15 protein-coding genes and 1 pseudogene are annotated in these 14,537 nt (G+C 53.4%); 9 read left to right on the top strand and 7 right to left on the bottom strand.

Translation table 11 applies throughout. The features are described 5' to 3' along the window. On the top strand, positions 1–371 hold a 371-nt coding region (locus tag EYQ49_06660; GenBank protein HIG25551.1), incomplete at its 5' end, for a restriction endonuclease. Positions 372–556: 185 nt separating this feature from the next. After that, entirely contained in the window at positions 557–1,780 is a 1,224-nt protein-coding gene (locus EYQ49_06655) for a hypothetical protein (protein ID HIG25550.1), read from the top strand. 4 nt (positions 1,781–1,784) lie between these two features. Here EYQ49_06655 and EYQ49_06650 read toward each other — a convergent pair whose 3' ends face one another. Beyond that, positions 1,785–2,945 (bottom strand): site-specific integrase, encoded by a 1,161-nt coding sequence (locus EYQ49_06650; protein ID HIG25549.1) that lies wholly within the window; start codon positions 2,943–2,945, stop codon positions 1,785–1,787. Positions 2,946–3,243: 298 nt separating this feature from the next. On the opposite strand from EYQ49_06650, the gene EYQ49_06645 reads away from it, so the two are divergent. Further along, on the top strand, positions 3,244–3,708 hold the full coding sequence (locus EYQ49_06645; GenBank protein ID HIG25548.1) for a hypothetical protein: 465 nt from the start codon (positions 3,244–3,246) through the stop codon (positions 3,706–3,708). A gap of 217 nt (positions 3,709–3,925) precedes the next feature. Here the strand turns inward: EYQ49_06645 and EYQ49_06640 are convergent, their stop codons facing one another. Then, complete coding sequence (locus EYQ49_06640) at positions 3,926–4,366, bottom strand: hypothetical protein (GenBank protein HIG25547.1); 441 nt, start codon at positions 4,364–4,366, stop codon at positions 3,926–3,928. A 193-nt stretch (positions 4,367–4,559) separates the two neighbouring features. On the opposite strand from EYQ49_06640, the gene typA reads away from it, so the two are divergent. The 6 genes and pseudogenes from typA (at position 4,560) to EYQ49_06610 (ending at position 9,858) form a co-directional block, all read left to right on the top strand. Beyond that, positions 4,560–6,398: a translational GTPase TypA gene (gene typA, locus EYQ49_06635; protein ID HIG25546.1), complete on the top strand. Its 1,839-nt coding sequence runs from the start codon at positions 4,560–4,562 to the stop codon at positions 6,396–6,398. Positions 6,399–6,458: 60 nt separating this feature from the next. Then, a pseudogene (locus EYQ49_06630) lies at positions 6,459–6,611 on the top strand (DNA-binding protein). 366 nt (positions 6,612–6,977) lie between these two features. Beyond that, positions 6,978–7,913: an ABC transporter ATP-binding protein gene (locus EYQ49_06625; GenBank protein HIG25545.1), complete on the top strand. Its 936-nt coding sequence runs from the start codon at positions 6,978–6,980 to the stop codon at positions 7,911–7,913. After that, a complete protein-coding gene (locus EYQ49_06620) occupies positions 7,910–8,977 on the top strand; it encodes a hypothetical protein (GenBank protein ID HIG25544.1) in 1,068 nt (355 codons plus the stop codon). The genes EYQ49_06625 and EYQ49_06620 overlap by 4 nt, the downstream gene beginning before the upstream one ends. A gap of 6 nt (positions 8,978–8,983) precedes the next feature. Next, on the top strand, positions 8,984–9,391 hold the full coding sequence (locus tag EYQ49_06615; protein ID HIG25543.1) for an arsenate reductase ArsC: 408 nt from the start codon (positions 8,984–8,986) through the stop codon (positions 9,389–9,391). Continuing rightward, a complete protein-coding gene (locus EYQ49_06610) occupies positions 9,391–9,858 on the top strand; it encodes a hypothetical protein (GenBank protein HIG25542.1) in 468 nt (155 codons plus the stop codon). Before EYQ49_06615 ends, EYQ49_06610 begins: the two co-directional genes overlap by 1 nt. 4 nt (positions 9,859–9,862) lie before the next feature. Here the strand turns inward: EYQ49_06610 and EYQ49_06605 are convergent, their stop codons facing one another. From EYQ49_06605 to EYQ49_06585, 5 genes are all read right to left on the bottom strand, one after another. Then, positions 9,863–10,792, bottom strand: coding sequence for a hypothetical protein (locus EYQ49_06605; GenBank protein HIG25541.1), 930 nt, complete (start codon positions 10,790–10,792; stop codon positions 9,863–9,865). A 98-nt stretch (positions 10,793–10,890) separates the two neighbouring features. Next, the gene (locus tag EYQ49_06600) at positions 10,891–11,340 is read right to left on the bottom strand and encodes a cyclic nucleotide-binding domain-containing protein (GenBank protein ID HIG25540.1); all 450 of its coding nucleotides are present in this window, start codon (positions 11,338–11,340) and stop codon (positions 10,891–10,893) included. 65 nt (positions 11,341–11,405) lie between these two features. Continuing rightward, complete coding sequence (locus EYQ49_06595) at positions 11,406–12,206, bottom strand: acyl-CoA thioesterase II (protein ID HIG25539.1); 801 nt, start codon at positions 12,204–12,206, stop codon at positions 11,406–11,408. Positions 12,207–12,231: 25 nt separating this feature from the next. After that, the gene (locus EYQ49_06590; protein HIG25538.1) at positions 12,232–13,404 is read right to left on the bottom strand and encodes an amidohydrolase; all 1,173 of its coding nucleotides are present in this window, start codon (positions 13,402–13,404) and stop codon (positions 12,232–12,234) included. A gap of 46 nt (positions 13,405–13,450) precedes the next feature. Then, complete coding sequence (locus tag EYQ49_06585; GenBank protein ID HIG25537.1) at positions 13,451–14,485, bottom strand: META domain-containing protein; 1,035 nt, start codon at positions 14,483–14,485, stop codon at positions 13,451–13,453. Positions 14,486–14,537: the final 52 nt, after the last annotated feature.

Here is a 14,537-nt window from a genome sequence, read left to right as displayed (position 1 = left end):
CCGCCGGGTGGGTACGGCCAAGATTTCCCAGCACCGATTCTTGCTTCATGTACCGAGCCCTTAAGCAAAGATGCCGTTTGTTGTCTTCAACAGTGGCGGTTCAATGCAAGAGATATGAACCGAGCAAACCAATTACTCGAGAAATGGTTGCATTGTTTCAACGTGACGCTCAAACAAAAGGCGCCGAAAGGGCAATAATGGTTACCTTGAGCCGTTACACCAAGCCTGCGCGCGAAGCAGCGCGAGCCACTACACCCACAGTCGACCTTATTGATGGTGAAAGGCTTTGTGATCTCGCTCTTGAAAAAGAGTTTGGAGTTCGGATGGCTCCGTTGATTGATGATTCTTGGTTCGAAACGTTTGCGACTTAATATCTATATAGGTCGTAGCTAGCGCTTTCTGTTTCATCGGTGCGAGATGAGAGGTTCAGTCCCAAGCCGCTGTATCTATACCTAGGGAAATCCAAAGGGTGTCACCCCACCCCATGGGGTGGTCATTAACTAATCTTTCTTGCCTGTGCTAGACATTGGCAAGGATTGTACCGATCGGAGCAACTATGTCTGAAACCATGTCAAAGATTGTTGGCCTTACGCTGTTTGCCGCACTTGTGCTTTTTGGGATATCAACTTCCGACCAGGAGACGAATTTTTTATCGCGTAACCGTGCTCTCCCATTTCCTTTAAATGACTTAACCGAATCGCAACCAGAACTAACCGACAAAGACGAACTTTCAACATGGTCTGGCGAAGAAAGGAACGTTGAGGGTGGGCAGTTACGGGAGCCTGAAGACCCCTCAGCAGTTGACAACGGAACGTTGCAGGAATACACCTCTCAGGGAATTCCTGCTTTTGTCCAACATTATGAAATGTACGTTGCGATACCTGAAATGAGGTTTAACGTCCCAAGCCCAATCGGGGTGCTTGCCTATTGCAACTATCTTTACGAAGCATGTGAAGATATTGGAGATGGTTGGGATTCAACCCTTTTTGAGACCTACCAATTGAGCACTCAAAATACGTTTACTGGTGAAATTCATTCTAAGCAATCAACTGATAAATATCTGAACATAGAACTTCAGTGTCCAGATGTAGTTACGTTTGCAAGCGAGACCCTTCTCCCAAGCATAATCATTTCTCGAAACAATAAGTATGCACAGTACGGGTTCAGCCGCAGTTCAGACAATCCTCCATGGGCAGGTATTGCAAACTGGGAGTATGAGGCTTCAAATGCACTAAATATTCCTGCAAGTTTTGAGCAAGAGGGTACTGAGTTTCTTCTATTAAGTCGGCCATGGGCGACGCAGGGCCAAAAAAGACTTTCTGCCTTTTACTACACCGTTTACTCAGAGGCGGACGCCGTTTCATACTCTTTTAACGGCCAGTTGTGGCATGGTTTCTCAGCTTATTGGGACTTTGAGGAGCTCTACGGTAGTGGGTCAGCCTCCGACTTTCTACGTGCTGCAATTCACGAGATGGTGGTCAAACCAAACCCCATGGTGCCGTACCTGTTCTATCCGTGGGATGGGGCCTCTCTGTATTCATTGGTTGGTGGAGTTGAGCAGTGGCCACCACCAGTAAACTCCTTCTGGTCTGAAATGCAAGGGCTTGTCGAACCCGTACCAGAAACTGTAAGCGAAAGAGCACTTATACGAATCTTTGATGGGTCTTTGAACCACTGGGCTTTTGTGTCAGCAGATCTAACCTTCATGAACTCCAACGAAGGTGGAAGTAGCACAGCCCTCTGTTCTGCCGATGTTGCCATAACCCGCTCATACCAGTAAATCTTTAACGCATCTGTACCTGTGTGGATTTTTTCAGCAACACCCTGTCCAAAATGACAGCATGCGGCACCGTAGGGCGGACCGCACGCACATAATGGCGCCTCGTCGTCGCCACGCTTGAATGCCCTAACAGGTCTGCCACAGACTCTAAATGTGCTCCAGAATCCACCAGCAAACTCCCCGCGGTGCGTCTCAAATCGTAAAGCGTTAATGCGGGTAAATCAGCATTCGCGCAGAGGCGTTTTAACGCGCGCCTCAGGTTTCTGTGGCCATACGGGGTCCCTTTACTGGTGTGAAATACAAGATCGCTCCAGACGCGCTCTACGGGGCTCTGACGCGACTCAAAAAGATCTCTCAACGCATCAGCGACGAACACTGGGGTATCCAAAGAACGAGTACTTCGTTGTGTTTTCGGCTCGCCCAGAAACGGGCCATCAGGGCCTTGACGCAAATATGCACGCACATGCACCACACAAGGATCCACCTCCAAGTCAATACACGGCCAAGTCAAAGCCATTGCTTCACCCGGGCGCAAACCAAGCCCCAACATCACAGTCCACAGAGCGTGCAACCTGTCACCTGTAGAGGCTTTTAAGAGCCTCTGCGCCTGTTCTGCGGTCAACACTGTGCCTTGACGGTGCGCTTGTTGACTCGGACTGAGAGAGAGTTGGACAGGGTTCCACACTAATAGACGGTTGCGTTGACCCCATCGGTACGCCTGGTCAAAGGTGTTGCGTTGCATCGCCACATAGCGACCAGAAAACTGTGCACCAGCCTTAGCGAGAAAGCGTTCTACGTCGTCGACGCTGACCTCATTCGCATGTTGTGCGCCAAATTCAGCGCCGACATGCCGGGCGCACAATTCGTACAAATTTGCTGAAGAAGCGGACAACTGGCCGGCTTCGACACGCCTGTTTATCCATCCTTGCCACCCCGTCAACAAATCAGCAACGGTGGGGTCAAGGACAAGTTTTTCTTCCTCAGAGGTGCGGCACCCTTTAGCAAGAAACGCTGCTGCTTCGCTTTTTGTTTGAAACGTTCGCCGAAGCCGACGACGTTTCCCGTCGGCGGTATTCGGCAACGAAGCCATCACTACCCAACGTTTTTTTGTTTTGTCAAAAAATAGTGACCCTGAACCGTGTTGTGTGGTCCCTCTATTACTCATGCTTGTCGTCCCTTGGATAGCCAATCGAATAGCCAATGGGCTTCAATGTGTTGCGAACACCGTTTGTGGTGTTCGCCGAACATTTCAGCCCGCAAGGGTCTGACCAGCAGAAACACAGTTGGCTTGGGTCAATATTGAATTGACCCGATGGAGCGAAGCGACTAGAGCACCTGCATGACTCGCAGGGGGTCGGGGGTTCAAATCCCTCATGGCCCACCACAATGACCAGCATTTCGCTGGTCATTTGTGCGTTGCGGCTGGTGTCTCTTAGCGCTCGTTTTTTTGTCATACTGGAGCCATGGTGATGGCCTCAGATATTCCGACCGCTCATACTCCGCCGGGTGGGTACGGCCAAGATTTCCCAGCACCGATTCTTGCTTCATGTACCGAGCCCTTAAGCAAAGATGCCGTAGATTTACGCGGTACTTGGGAGGTTGTATCGATTCAAAGCAACGGAGAAATGATTATCGGTCATCCCTTGTTAGGAAACCTCCAACGGATTGAGCAGTGTGGGAACCGAGTGGTGATTTGTTCTTCGGGGGTTGTTCACGACATGGGTGCTGATGGAACCCTTGAAAACGGGGTGCATGACGTACAGGCAGCTGATTTCTCTACCGAAATCCGAGTAGTAGCAATCTTCGAAAATGGTGTGCATGTTTTGCGACCCGAAGGAATGCCGATCGAGGTTCGCCGATGGCTTGATGGTTCAGAGATGGTGTGGGAATACGGCCCAATGTTTACCGCTCGCCTAAAAAAGTTATAACGGTTACTAAGTAACTCCGCCGGTATTAAGCGTCGGCCACCGTGGTGATGGCCGCGAAGTGCCAAGCCAACGGACGGAGGGTTTCCGTGCTTAGAACTCTTGAGGCTGATGGTTGCGAGAATAGACATGAGGGGAAGAAAAAGCTGGTGAGCTTTAATGTGGAACCCAAAAGGCCCGCACCTCGCCGGTGCGGGCCTTTGTTTAGGCAAATAGGGGCTTAGCAGAGAATAAAAGGGTCATCGCAGGAGCCGTCGCCTGGATCCCAATAGTTGTTGTCGCCGACGCCTTCACAATATTCAGGGTCGAAGCGTCCTGAGGCACAGAGTGCTTCGGTGGCGGTTGTGCCTGCGGTTTTGTGGCCAATAATTTCGTCAGAGATGTAGTCGACGGCTTCACCGGCTTTGCGGACGATCAAGTCCCACCAGCTTTCGTCGCTGGAAGAGTCTGCTTGTACTTCTGGAGTTTCTTGTTCAACAACGGGCTTCCAAATGATCCAACTGTCGTCTTGGAGCGCAGAAGAGGTTGCTTCGTTTATCGAAGAAGTATTGATGGGGCTTTTATGGTTTTGTTCTTTCGGTGCTGCTGAAGCAACGCTGGTCATGCTGGCCATTAGGGCCAGAGTAAGCCCTGCGACTTGCAAGGTGCGTTTGAGTGACATGTATTTCTCCTTGGTTATGAACCGCCCTAGTGGGTGGCTTCACAGTGGAGAGAGAGATTGTCCCAATATCTAACACCCTCAAAAAATATCTCCCCGAAGTTCGTGACATGGGGTCAGACCCCATGTCACGAACTTCGGTGGTGGTTGGTCACATTGACGTAGGGAACGGTGCTTGGGGGGCTAGCGTTCTGAGGTGGCTACACGTAACGACATTCGAAACATCGCCGTCATCGCGCACGTTGATCATGGAAAAACAACTCTGGTAGATGCTCTACTGCAACAAACTGGGGCCTTTAGCGACCATCAAAAGGTCACCGAACGGGTCATGGACTCCATGGACTTGGAGCGGGAAAAAGGCATCACCATTTTGGCTAAGAACGCCTCCATCTCTCATAAAGGGGTGAAGATCAACATCGTTGATACCCCCGGCCACGCTGATTTTGGTGGTGAGGTAGAGCGAGCTATGGCCATGGTTGACGGGGTCATGTTGCTGGTTGATTCCTCCGAGGGGCCTCGGCCGCAAACCCGCTTCGTGCTTCGTAAAGCGCTTGAGGCTCAACTGTCCCTCGTGGTGGTGGTCAACAAAATAGATCGCCCCGATGCTCGTATCGCAGAAGTCCTTGACGAAATCTACGAACTGTTCCTCGACCTCGACGCCACTGAAGAACAAATTGAATTCCCCATCGTGTACACCGAAGCACGCGCCGGTCAAGCCACCATGGACCCCGCGGTACACGGCACCGACTTGCAGCCCTTGCTTGATGTGTTGATTGACGAAGTGCCTCCGCCAAGTTACGACGAAGATCACCCCGCGCAAGCTTTAGTCACCAACCTGGCTTCTTCTCCTTATGTGGGCCGCATCGCCATCTGTCGGGTAGCTCACGGCACCTTCAAAAAAGGTGCTGCCGTGGCCTGGTGCAAAGCAGACGGAACCATCGAGCCCGCCCGTATTGGTGGACTGACCATTACCGATGCCTTGCAACAAACAGAAGTAGACGAAGTGGGCCCCGGAGAAATAATGGGTGTTTCGGGCATTGAAGGCATCACCATTGGTGAAACTTTGGCTGACATCAACGACCCTCGCCCCCTGCCGGTTATCACCGTTGATGAACCCACGCTCTCGATGGCCATCGGCATGAACAACTCGCCGCTAGCCGGAGCGGACGGCACCAAATTGACGGCTCGTCAAATTGGGTCTCGGTTGGAAACGGAACTCATTGGCAACGTGGCTATTCGGGTAAAACCAACCGAACGCCCCGACATGTGGGAAGTCCAAGGACGTGGCGAACTCCAATTAGCGGTGCTGGTAGAAATGATGCGCCGTGAGGGCTTCGAGTTAACCATTGGTAAACCTGCTGTATTGACCCGAGAAATCGATGGCACCTTGCACGAACCCACCGAGCGGCTCACCGTTGACGTGCCCGAAGAACACATGGGAGCGGTAACCCAGTTGTTGGGCGAGCGCCGAGCCCGCATGCTGGACATGATCAACCACGGCACCGGTTGGGTGCGTTTGGAATACGTCATCGCGGCCCGTGCCCTCATTGGTTTCCGTACTGAGTTCCTTACCGAAACTCGCGGTACCGGCCAACTTCACCATATTTTTGAAGGCTGGGAACCATGGCAAGGCGAGTTGCGTAGCCGAAAGTCAGGCAGCGTAGTAGCCGACCGCATTGGGCCAGTCACCCCTTACGCCATGGCCAACATTCAAGAGCGTTGCAGCCTTTTTGTGGGCCCCACCGAACAGGTTTACGCCGGCATGATTGTGGGCGAAAACCCTCGCCAGGAAGACATGGACATAAACATTTGTCGAGAGAAAAAGATGACCAACGTGCGGGCTTCTTCTTCTGATGACACGGTGCGCCTTACTCCGCCGCGGCGTTTGTCTCTTGAACAAGCTTTGGAGTTCATCGCCGCCGACGAATGTGTTGAGGTAACTCCTGTCCATGTTCGTCTACGTAAAGTCAACTTGGATGCTGGTCAGCGTGCCCGGGAAACCAAAAGACTCAAAACCGTTCGGGACGGCGACTAACCTAAAACTGCCGGTCTTGACTGGCCCCTTATGACGACTCCTTTTCGTTTTTTTCGCCTGGTGCTGATCAGCCTGCTGCTCGTTGTGGCCGGGTGCTCGTCTGGCTCTGTGGCTCTTGGGGTTTCTGGGTCGTTGTCGGCTTTGTCTGCTACCACCACGACTACCACGACTACCACGACTACCACGACTACCACGGTGGCAGAGGCAACAACTTTGCGGAACATTTCAATAAAGCAGGAGCCTCTCACCTTAGAACAACTGGTCAACCGCTATTTTGCCGCCGAAGACCGGGCTTGGGCGTTGCGGGTTATTTGGTGTGAGTCTCGCTCTGAACCAGACTCAATCGGTAACACCGACATCAACAAAGCAAGTGGCGCTTCGGGTTGGTTTCAGCATTTGCCTAAATTTTGGGAAGAACGCACTATTGCTGCGGGTATCCCGGGGGCCAATATTTTGGACCCGATAGCGCAAATGACCGTAGCCGCTTACCTGCTTTATGAAACGCCACAAGGCAGCGGGCATTGGTACCCCTCTGAGCATTGCTGGCGGTAAACGTAAATCAGAGTTTAGGATAACGTTATGACCGTTGTTGAGATTGTTGGGTTGCATAAGGAGTACAAACGTTTTCGGCATGAACCCACTTTGGCTGTTGACGGGCTAGATCTCACGGTGGGTGAACCGGGCCAAGTGGTTGGTTTTTTGGGTCCTAATGGTTCAGGAAAAACCACCACCATTCGTTGCTTGCTGGGCTTGATTCGCCCCACGGCCGGCACGGTGCGGTTGCTGGGTCACGACATGCCGCATGGGGCCGCTGCTGCTTTGGATCGTGTCGGAGCTTTGGTGGAGAATCCAAAGTTTTTTGAAGAGTTCACTGGTCAACGCAACTTGCGGCTCTTGGGGCGTATCCGGGGCATCAAGACCCAATCTATTGAAGACATTTTGGCCCAAGTGGGTCTGGCTGATGCTGCCGACATGAAGGTCCGTAAATACAGCCTGGGGATGAAGCAACGCCTAGGGGTGGCCGCTACTTTGCTTAAAGACCCCGAGTTGCTGGTGCTTGACGAGCCGGCGAACGGTTTAGACCCGGCGGGCATTGTCGAAATGCGGCGCATGCTACGCGACTTGGCTGATGGCGGCAAAACCGTGTTTGTTTCTAGTCATCAACTGGGTGAGATTGAACAGGTTTGTGACGATTTAGTCATTATTGACCATGGCAAGGTGGTGGCTTCGGGGCCGGTGGATCAGATTGTGGATGCTTCGGCCATGGAAACTTCGGTTATCACCATAGACGACCCCACCGCAGCCATTGAAGCGCTTGTTGCGGCCGGTTTCGAAGCCCAGGCCAAAGCAAAAAATCAGGTAGTGGTAGAACCCGCCCCTGAGAATCCTGCCGATCTGACCAAAATATTAGCTGATGCGGGGCTTTACCTGCGGGGTTTGCGCTCCGAGGGGCGCAGTCTTGAAGAAGTGTTCTTGTCGTTGACCGAGGGCCGATCGGGGGATGTGCGCTCATGAACTTCTTTCGCCTATTGGGGAGCGAGTTTGAACGATTTCTAGCTCGCCGCATGGCTCGAGCTTTGGTGCTAGTGGTCATGGGTATTGCGCTTATTGCTGGGGTTGCGGTCTTTTTTAATCATGAGGCGGAAAATTCCAGCGCTGCCCGTCCCGCTTACAACGAGTTCTGCGTCGATGAATTATTAGATCAAATTTTTCAAGACAGCGGACGAGACCTCCCACCCGAGTTTGGTGATTTTGAAAACCTTTCAGAAGCCGAGCAGCGTGACTTGATTGGTAATGCGTGGTGTCAAGATGTCTACAGGCAGGATCGCCGCTTCCACGCCACACTGCTGCTTGACGAAGGGCAATACACCGACTGGTCTGAACAACGTCCTGTTGTTAATCGGCACATCACCGAAGTCGGAAAAGGTTTGTATTGGGGGTTGCAAGGCATTTTGCCTACTATCGGTCTCATCATCGCTTTGCTTACCGGCGGCTTGGTGGGGGCGTCGTTCTTTGGTGCTGAATACCGCTTTGGCACCATAGAACAAGTGTTGCTTTGGGAGCCTCGTCGCCACCGGGTGATCTTGGCTAAGTATCTCACAGTGTTTTTTGGGTCGGCTTTGGTGGCCATGGTGGCCTCGCTGTCGGTGGTTGTCGCCTTATGGCCTTCCGCTCTTTGGCGAGGCACAACCGAAGCGGTTGATACTCGCTTTTGGATTGATCTCATTTCGGTTACCGGGCGCATCGGGATAGCCGCTGGTTTGTTGGGGCTGATCGCCGGTACGGTGGCTATCGTCACCCGCCACACTGCCGGAGCGGTGATGGCCATGCTGGGCTACAACATCATTGGCGGTATTCTCATTGACCTCTGGTTGAGGTGGCTGCGGCCGTGGGACCCCTTCTTTAATCTTGCTTCATTTATCGGCGAAGGGGACACCTTTAAATGGAAGGATTTTGGGCGCTATCACGAACAAGTTTTTGCCAACACGTACCTTGCTGCAGGGCTTATTGGCTTAGTGTTCGCTCTCGGGTGCGTGGCGCTGGGGACCACTATTTTCCGCCGTCGAGATGTCTCTTAACCTGTTGTGAAAAACCCTGGCGTGCTTTTTCTTTGTGTGCATAATGCTGGCCGTTCTCAAATGGGAGCCGGGTGGATGTGTCACTTTGGTGGCGACCAGGTGCGAGTGTTTTCGGCGGGGTCGGCTCCGGCCAGACAACTTAACCCAGCGGCCGTAGAGGCCATGGCCGAAGAAGGTATCGATATTGCCGCTGCGCAACCACTGCACTGGACCGAAGCGTTACTGCAAGAGGTAGAGGTAGTGGTCTCGATGGGTTGTGGAGATGTTTGCCCGGTGTATCCCGGTAAACGTTATGTGGATTGGCCGTTAGATGACCCGGCGGGCCAAGACCTTGACATGGTGCGTCAAGTAAGAGAGCAAATAAAAATGAATGTTCTGTCTCTTCTTGACGAACTCATGGTGGAGGCCGTTTGATGGCTCGTTACGAAACAGAGTTTTTTTCGGTAGACGATGACCGCCACCAACTCGTAACGGCTATTGCCGAACTGGCGACTGCTGGCGACGGGTGGGTCAACCTTGAGCCCAAGGTAGACGAAGACAGCCGAGTAGAAGTTAGCGGTTTTTTTGCTTGGTTTTCGGCCCGTGGTCCGCGGGTGCCGGTGGGTACTTTTGTGGCCGGTAACGATGGGGCCCCTGCTTCGGTTGGTTTGGCCCACGGGTCAGGCCGTGGCGCTGGTGATCGGCTCGAGGACCTTGGGGTGCAAGCCCCTAGCGACTGGTCGCCTCGCCAAGATCACGCCAAGCATGGCCTGGTGTGGCAGGTTCATCCGCAAAAGGTGGATGCCGCAGCGGTAGCCGAGATTTTACTTAAGGGAACAACAGCTCTGGCCTCGGTGCCTACCATTGGTGGTTGGGTGGTCACCGTGCACCGCCCGGTCTAAGGGGTTAACTTTCAGCGATGGCCTGTTTTATGAGGCCGATGATTGCTGCGGATTCTGCTTGGTAGGCCACCGAACAATTGGGTGTTTGGTCTGAACCGTTGCCTCGTTCGTCGACCTGGGTCATTCCTCGAGTGTGGGTACCAGTGGTTTCTACATTGACGGCTCGTGGGGAAAAGGTAAAAAGCTCTGGGTGGGTAACGGCGAGCACTGCACAGGGGTCGTGCATGGCACCTGTTTCGGCTTGCAGGTGGTTGCGGTAAAAGTCGGCGTAAAACTCCAACAGATGAGTCATGGCCGCTCCGACTGGGGAGTCAACGGCTTGGCAAAAGCTTATTTCTGGAGCACCAACTTGTACCTGGTGGGTGAGGTTGAGGCCGATCATGGTTAGTGGGCTGTCGCTTTGGAACACTATTTCTGCCGCTTCTGGGTCGGCATAAATATTGAACTCTGCTCCAGCGGTTACGTTACCGAGTCCTTGGGTGCTGCCTCCCATCAAGGTGATTGAGGCCACTCGGTGGGCGAGACTTGGGTCGGCTTTCAGCGCTAAAGCGATGTTGGTGAGTGGGCCGATGGGCACTAAGTGAAGGCCCTCTTCGCTTCGGGTGGATTCCACTAAATACTCGATGGCATTTTCGGAGTCCGGGCCGCTGGTGGGCTCAGGGAGGTCAATGCCGCCTAGCCCGTCGACACCGTGTACATGGTCGGCAAAGACGGGTGTCCCTTTAAGTGGGCCTTCCGCTCCAGTATGAACTGGTACTTCAAGTCCTAATAAATCTCGCAAACGTAAAGCATTGTTGGTAGTGCAAGCCAAACTGACGTTGCCGGCCACTGTAGTGATGCCTACAAGGTCAGCCCACCGGGCCGCCGCCACGACGGCAAAGGCATCATCGACCCCTGGGTCGCAGTCCAAAATGATACGGGGGCGGTTGTTCATGCAGAGAACCTAGCCAGAAACCGATGGTAAAGAACGGTTGGGATCGGTGTTGGTTGGGTCACTCTGTTGGGGTGGCAACTGACAGCCCTAGGGGCAAGTTAGTCAGCGAGGCCGCTGTCTACGTGATGCAACCGTTTTACGGCGCCCACCAGCACCTTGCGGGCAATACGCGGGTTTTCATCAAGCAGAGTCAAAAATTCACGACGGTTTAGTGCTTCAAGCACCATGTCGGTGTCGGCGGTAACGGTAGCCATGCGAGGCACTCCAGCAATAATGCTGAGTTCACCGAAAAAATCGCCAGGGCTCAAGGTGGCCAACAATTTTCCTTTACGGCGCACCGTGGCTTGACCTTCCAAAATGATCATGAACTCACGGCCGGGTTCGCCCTCTCGAGTGAGTAGACGCCCTTCTTTTACGTTAACGGCCGCCATAAGCCGACACATGGAACGCAGCTCTGCTTTAGAAAGAGCAGAGAAAACTTGAATATCGGAAAGAGTAGTAGGGGTGTTTTTTTTCGTCATGGGGTCTCCAAATTGTTGCTCTCCCATTGTGGTAAAAGTGGGAAGAAAAAAGAGGTGAAAGTGACGGGAAACACATGTGTCGTGTGGCTCGGTTAACGAGTGCGTTGACGAAACAGACCCTCTTGAACCACCGTGGCGACATGAACGCCCTCCGGGCTAAAGACCTCGCCGGTAGCGAGTCCCCGCCCGCCGGTCAGTCCATGAGAACGGAAATCGTAAAGAAGCCACCGATCAGCTTTAGCCGGCCGATGAAACCAAATGGAATGATCCAAACTGGCGCCGATAAATAAATCGTGATAGTCGGTGTCGCTATCACGAATTTCCGTTATGCGAGGATGCGAACTCCCAATAGCGCTCATGGGCAAATCATCAGAGGCAAAAGCAAGCGCACAGCATTGCAAAACCCGGTCATCGCCGCAGTCGCCTAATACCCGCATCCACGCAGCAACCCGGCCTTTGCGTTGGACAGGGAGGCGTCGATCTACTACGACCCGCTCGTCTTCGTCGGCCCCGCTTCCGGCTTCGCCCACATCATCAGGAAGATGCGATTCTTGGATATCGGCTTGGTCTTCGTCAATCTGAAACGAACACGACAGGTTGAAAATGGCACCATCAGATTGACGAGCCACCACCCGGCGGGTCACAAAAGAACGGCCGTTGCGAATGCGATCCACTTCGTAGCGAATAGGTTCGCTGCTTACCCCACCGCGAATAAAATAAGCGTGCAGCGAATGAATGTGATGCGCGTCATCGACGGTTAGCGCCGCAGCTCGCAAAGCTTGGGCTACTACTTGGCCACCAAAAACCCGGCCCCAAGGGTACTCGGGGCTGGTGCCTACAAAGACATCCGGTCCGTGCGGTTCAAGAGTCATGAGATCAACAAAGTTTGGCATCTCAAAGTCTGGCGGTGAAGTTTGTTCAGTCATGAAGCACCATGGCGGCGTGAAGAGCCACGCCATTTACTAAGGCGTCTTCGTTGAGACGCATACGGTTGGAATGGCACGGAGCAGCGGTCAGACAGTCGGCAATATCTGTGGGGCAAACACCGAGAAAAGCCATCACCCCAGGGACCTCTTGCAACACATAAGAAAAGTCTTCGCCGCCCATCATGGGGGAAGGCAAAGAGAGAAACTTTCGGTCACCCAACGTTTGGGTACAAACCTCGGCAAAACGGTCTGCCTCCGGCGCATGGTTTACCGTCACGGGGTAACCGGTGGTGAGCGTCACCTGAGCGGTGCAATTGTGGGCCAAGGCGATTTGCGTACACACCCGTTCGATGGCCGTCCGAATAGTGCTGCGGGTTTTTTCTGAAATGCAACGAACGGTGCCTTCAAAAAAAGCGCTCTCCGGAATCACATTGCTGGTAGTGCCCGCTTCGATATGGGTGACGCTGACCAACGCGGGGTCAAAAGCGTTTATCTCACGAGTCACTGCGGTTTGCAAAGCAGTCACCATGGCCGCCAACGCTGGGATGGGGTCCACGCAAAGATAAGGAGTAGAAGCATGGCCACCCTTGCCGGTCACCGTCACCTCAAGTTCGTCAGTAGAGGCCATCAGGGTGCCGGGTCGACAAGCGGCATAGCCAGTCGGAATATTCGGCGTGATATGTAAAGCGAAAGCCCGGTCAACGCCCTCCAGTACCCCTTCGTTGATCATGACCGGTGCCCCGCCGGCCCCCTCTTCGCCGGGCTGAAACATGAAGCGCACCCGGCCTTTAAGATCTTGGCGGCGGTCGGCCAACAAACGAGCGGCCCCCACCAGCATGGCGGTGTGGGCGTCATGGCCACAAGCATGGGACCGGCCGGCTTCGGTAGAACAAAAAGCTTCGTCGGTGTCTTCAGTCATAGGCAAGGCGTCGGTGTCGGCCCGCAACAAGACGGTGGGGCCATCGTGTTCGCCTTCGAGGTCAGCGATTACTGAGGTCAACCCGTGGCCGGTAGAAACTGCCAAAGGCAACCCATGGAGGGCATCCATAATTTTTTGTTGAGTGCGGGGGTTTTCTAGCCCCAACTCTGGGTGCTGATGCAGATCGCGACGCAAAGCAATCACCTGGTCGGCCACTCCAACAGCCTCGTCGAGAAGTTCGTTCATGGCTTTATCATGGCCGAAAAAAAGCCACTTGCCATGGTTGGCTGCGTTAACCAACGGTTATTTTGGTGACAACCCCATCAACAATGTCGGCGTTTATTCGGTCTTGCCGGTAATCCTCAGTGATGGCAAAGCGTTCACCGTCGCGAGAAACCACCCGAAATGCGTAGTTGGCGTTATGGGCGTTGGCTTCGGCCTTTGTTTCGCTGAGGCCAACCAGGTTTTGCCAAGCAGGGTTTTCAATGGGTTCAAGCATGATGCTTGGCCCGTTGCTTATGTAGAGTTCTACTAACTGTTCAACGTCGCCGGCAACCGAAAAAGGTTCGGCCAACAGGTCGACAAACTCATCCCAATCAGGAGTCTCGCAGAGCATGGCGGTTATGGATATTTGGCTTGTCACAAAGACTGTTTTCTCTTCGGCCCAAGACCACTGGCCGCCGTACCCGTTGCACCCTGCATTACCCGCGAACAGGTGGTCCTCATGAAAAGTAAGCGTTGCCTCAACGGGCGGTGGGACTACCACATCGTCGTAACGTAGGCCGACCACTTGCCAAGTTTGGTTTAAGAAGAGATCAAGATCAGCGGCGAGCCGTGTGGGCTGAGATAAAAGAACAATGGTGCCGTCGCTGGCTTCAAGGTAGACGAAACCTTCGCTGGGTTGAGAAAGAGAAAATGGTTTAGCTAGAAAGTCTAAAAACTCAAACCAGTCGGGGGTAGCGCAGCCCATTTTGGTGGCCATCCACTGGCTAATGACCATTGTTTCATTATTTGAACCCCAAGACCACTGGCCTTGATAAGTGTTGCAACCGGCGTTACCAGAAAAGGTTTGGTTTTCGTTGAAGGTCAGGGTTACTCCAGTTGGGGCTGGCCCCACCACGTCACCTTGTTGCCATTGAATGACCCGCCAAGTTTGGTTAAGAAAAATCGCTGTGGCGAGAGGAGCGGGGGTCGAGGAAGTCGGCGCTTGAATAGAAGTGGTCGGCGTTTGGGTCGGGGAGGTCGGATCGACCGTGGTGTTGCTGCTCGAACAAGCGGCGAGCAGGAGAAGAAAGCTAATTAGAGTGGCGAAATGTTTGTTTATCATGTGGGTCCTTTTCGAGGATGCTTACCTATGTTAAGACGTCGCCGGTGGCCGA

The organism is Acidimicrobiia bacterium, from assembly GCA_012959995.1.
Classification (GTDB): Bacteria; Actinomycetota; Acidimicrobiia; order Acidimicrobiales; family MedAcidi-G1; genus MedAcidi-G2B.
Note: the sequence above shows the minus strand (reverse complement) of the source record. Positions and strands in the feature narration are given on the sequence as shown.

Excerpts from the sequence above, each read along its gene's own strand:
- EYQ49_06645 (HIG25548.1), top strand. The coding sequence starts at position 3,244 with ATGGTGATGGCCTCAGATATTCCGACCGCTCATACTCCGCCGGGTGGG.
- EYQ49_06610 (HIG25542.1), top strand. The coding sequence starts at position 9,391 with ATGGCTCGTTACGAAACAGAGTTTTTTTCGGTAGACGATGACCGCCAC.
- EYQ49_06590 (HIG25538.1), bottom strand. The coding sequence starts at position 13,404 with ATGAACGAACTTCTCGACGAGGCTGTTGGAGTGGCCGACCAGGTGATT.
- EYQ49_06585 (HIG25537.1), bottom strand. The coding sequence starts at position 14,485 with ATGATAAACAAACATTTCGCCACTCTAATTAGCTTTCTTCTCCTGCTC.
- EYQ49_06640 (HIG25547.1), bottom strand. The coding sequence starts at position 4,366 with ATGTCACTCAAACGCACCTTGCAAGTCGCAGGGCTTACTCTGGCCCTA.
- EYQ49_06620 (HIG25544.1), top strand. The coding sequence starts at position 7,910 with ATGAACTTCTTTCGCCTATTGGGGAGCGAGTTTGAACGATTTCTAGCT.
- EYQ49_06600 (HIG25540.1), bottom strand. The coding sequence starts at position 11,340 with ATGGGAGAGCAACAATTTGGAGACCCCATGACGAAAAAAAACACCCCT.
- EYQ49_06625 (HIG25545.1), top strand. The coding sequence starts at position 6,978 with ATGACCGTTGTTGAGATTGTTGGGTTGCATAAGGAGTACAAACGTTTT.
- EYQ49_06655 (HIG25550.1), top strand. The coding sequence starts at position 557 with ATGTCTGAAACCATGTCAAAGATTGTTGGCCTTACGCTGTTTGCCGCA.
- EYQ49_06650 (HIG25549.1), bottom strand. The coding sequence starts at position 2,945 with ATGAGTAATAGAGGGACCACACAACACGGTTCAGGGTCACTATTTTTT.
- EYQ49_06605 (HIG25541.1), bottom strand. The coding sequence starts at position 10,792 with ATGAACAACCGCCCCCGTATCATTTTGGACTGCGACCCAGGGGTCGAT.
- EYQ49_06595 (HIG25539.1), bottom strand. The coding sequence starts at position 12,206 with ATGCCAAACTTTGTTGATCTCATGACTCTTGAACCGCACGGACCGGAT.